Origin of the sequence: Deinococcus malanensis, from assembly GCF_014647655.1 — a bacterium.
Classification (GTDB): domain Bacteria; phylum Deinococcota; class Deinococci; order Deinococcales; family Deinococcaceae; genus Deinococcus; species Deinococcus malanensis.
This window is the reverse complement of the sequence record NZ_BMPP01000055.1, coordinates 1-3166: the sequence shown is the minus strand read 5'-3', so window position 1 is coordinate 3166 and position 3166 is coordinate 1. Positions and strand designations below refer to the sequence as shown.

The following is a 3166-nucleotide window of genomic DNA, read 5'->3' as shown; positions in this document are numbered from 1 at the left end:
ACGGTACATCGCCATATCCGCATGCCGCTGCAACGATTCGGGATCCCGGCCACCGTGTGGGTAGGCGCTGATCCCAATGGAGACACCGATAAACAGTTCACGCCCGGCCACCGTCAGAGGGACGGAGAATGCCGCGAGAATCCGCTGAGCGACCTGGAGGGCCCGCGCCTCGTCTGCAAATGGAAGGATCACCGTGAACTCATCCCCACCCAGCCGGGCCAGCGTGTCCCCCACACGGACGCAGTCGCGCAGCCGCTGGGCAGCCTGGGTAAGCAACTGATCACCCGCCTGATGACCCAGGGTGTCATTCACTCCCTTGAAGTCGTCCAGGTCGATGAACAGCATCGCCAGGGGAAGCCCTTCGGTTTCGGCCATCGCCAGGTTCGCGCTCAGACGGCTGGTGAAGAGCGACCGGTTGGGCAGCTTCGTGAGCGGGTCGTACTGGGCCTGATGGTGTAGCCGGTCCGTCAACCGGCGATGCTCAATGGCTATGGCTGCGAGGTGGCGGGCTTTCTCCATGGTTTCCATACTTGACCGTGGGAGTGTCGTTCTTCATTTCTGGAGAGAGTGAAGAACCAACTGGTCCACATACGATGAGCTTATTGCAGGAGTTGCCCTTAGACGGACCGGCACTAACGCTTTTGTCCTGCGATCAGCACCGAGGTCCCTGGACAGCTGCGCGGCCCGTGCGGTCCGGCGCTGCCGGCGCGCCTCGTCAAGTTGCGCGGTCAGCACTTTGGTATGCGCATTCACGACATGAAGGGCCAGCACTGGGTCGCGGGGCTGAACCGGTAGAGAACAGCATCCTGTTCAAACGCCGCGTGTTGAAGGCCGCCCACGACAGCTGCAGCAGGGCGTCACCGACGCTATCGGTCAGGTCGTCCAGGGAAGCGCGGGGAAGCAGGTCATCGCGGTGGACACACTGAAGGTGACCTGAGCGAACATGCAGCGGGCCGAGGTCAGGCATGTCCTCTCCGCGGCCTTGCCGGCACAGCGCCCGGGCGGCCAGGAAAGCGAGTGCCAGTGTGAGGCGCCATTCTCCTTCCAGTTTCCTGGCCATGGCCAGGCGCACGAATACCGGGACGCCATCCGGAAGATGTTGGCTTCGGAGTCCGGAACTCCCGTCGACCAGATGCGCCGGTTGTTCCGGCCATGTTGATATCCAGCAGGATGACATCCGGAAGGCAGCTCCCGGACTTCAGGAGTTCCAAGGCTTCCGCCCCACTCGAGGCACACGTGAGCGTGGATTCCGGTTGCAGCTGCGCGAAAGATTCAAACACATATTTCGTCCCAGACGGGATTTTCGTGAATCACAATACAAAATTGGAAGAATTTGTCAGCTGCGCCGCTAGATTCAATTCTTTCGTCATCTCAGGCCATGCTCATGTAAACTAAGCAGTGGCCCCACTGGAGACAGCATAGATCTGCCTTCGTCCTGTACCGCTGCGTCTAATGCGGCGCCTAATGTGTCAAGCCAACTTTTGACTGTTGCAAAGAGAAGCAGCGAGATCTATACAGCCTTGAAACTCAGTGCAACGAACCACAATGAGTCCAAGGTGTGCAGATACTATGGAACTACCTAGTATCTACATAGGAGACTTATATGAAGCGCCTCTCCCTCGGTGTCTTGTTAGGCCTATTTACTCTCTCCGCTTGCGGAAGCCCCGTGTCTACTCCGGATGTGCACCTGCAGGCAAAAGCCATAACAATGGGGGTGGTGGGCAATCTTATGCCCCTCGGTGATTCGATCACCGACGGGTATAACGTTTCCGGCGGATACAGAACTCGGCTTTACAACGCCTTGATCTCCCGCGATTCTTCGACCAACTTCGTCGGGTCGCTGAGGAACGGACCCACCAACCTGAGTGACAAAGATCATGAAGGCAATGTGGGTTACACCATTGATCAGCTTCGGAGCCGACTGGAACAGACCTACCAAGACCCCGACTGGGCCAAGCCTAGCTTTCCTGGCCTCACTGCCTACGCCCCGAAAAATATCTTGTTAATGATAGGGACCAACGACTGTGCCCAGAATCTTGACCTAGCAAATGCCCCTCAGCGTCTTTCGGCCCTCATTGACGTCTTACTGACCCATTACCCTAACACCACGTTGCACGTGGCTTCTATTCCGCCTTCCAAATGGGCGCCCCTGACTGAAAAGATCAAGACTTATAACTCGGCCCTTCCAGGGGTAGTGTCCTCATGGGCCAGCCGTGGTTACAAGGTGAAGTTTGTTGACGTATTTAGTGTCCTTTCCATCTCTGATCTTGCCGACGATGTTCACCCTAACAAGCGAGGTTACGACAAGATTTCAGACGCCTGGTACCGAAGCCTGGACACCAGTCGTTGAATAGGGTGCAGCGCCGAAACTGCTTCTCACTGCTACCGCTACCCTCGCTGTGAGTGCCCTGATCTATGCGCTCGCGGGAGGGGGAACCCCACTGGTCACCTTATCAACTCAGATCCTGCCGTCAACACAGCCGGTGTGTTTTGCTTCCAGAGGCTTGCCTCCAAAAGAGGCCAACATTTCCATCGTCAGTTAGAGGAACGGCGTGCTCTGCTCAAACCAGGCCTGCATTTCGGTCCTCTGGAGGACGGGGCCTTCATCAGTCTGAACGCGCTCAAGACGGCCGAGCCTTAGATGAAGGGAGTGAGCGTGATCCTGACCGTCACGCCCATACATGTGGGGGAGGGCGACCTGAGCGAGGACGGCCTGACCACAGTGCGGCGCGTGGTGCAACGTCACGGCGGGACGCTGGGGGTAGACGCGCGGGGTGGGCCTGCCTCAGTTGTACGTACTTTCGGTTACGCCGCCTTATGCTCCATGACCTGCTCAAATTCTACTGGGGTCTTGTAGCCCAGCGTCGAATGCTGCCGTTGCCGGTTGTAAAACACTTCCAGATACTCGAACACCTGTAATCGGCCCTCCTGGCGCGTCTGGAAGACGCGGTCCAGAAGCAGTTCGCGCTTCAAAGTGGAAAAGAAGCTCTCTACAACAGCGTTATCAAAGCAATCTCCCTTCTTACCCATACTCGACCGTGCTCCCTGGGCTTCCAGTGCGCTCTGGGGTTGCACCAGTTGTGCGTAGACGGAGTTAAGAACTCCGAGAATAACGACAACGAGGTGCGACATGGGACAACGAAAGACGTATTCAGCCGAGTTCAAA

General features: G+C 57.4%; 3 protein-coding genes. 1 reads left to right on the top strand and 2 read right to left on the bottom strand.

Going from position 1 to position 3166, the window contains the following annotated elements:
• Positions 1-519, bottom strand: a 519-nt coding sequence (locus IEY49_RS21160) for a GGDEF domain-containing protein (RefSeq protein WP_189012378.1), incomplete at its 3' end; no start/stop codon positions are given.
• Positions 520-1603: 1084 nt separating this feature from the next.
• Between IEY49_RS21160 and IEY49_RS21155 the strand changes: the two genes are divergently transcribed.
• On the top strand, positions 1604-2350 hold the full coding sequence (locus IEY49_RS21155; protein ID WP_189012377.1) for an SGNH/GDSL hydrolase family protein: 747 nt from the start codon (positions 1604-1606) through the stop codon (positions 2348-2350).
• 455 nt (positions 2351-2805) lie between these two features.
• Here IEY49_RS21155 and IEY49_RS21150 read toward each other — a convergent pair.
• Positions 2806-3166: integrase core domain-containing protein (locus IEY49_RS21150; protein WP_229780967.1), on the bottom strand; the 361-nt coding region annotated here is incomplete at its 5' end.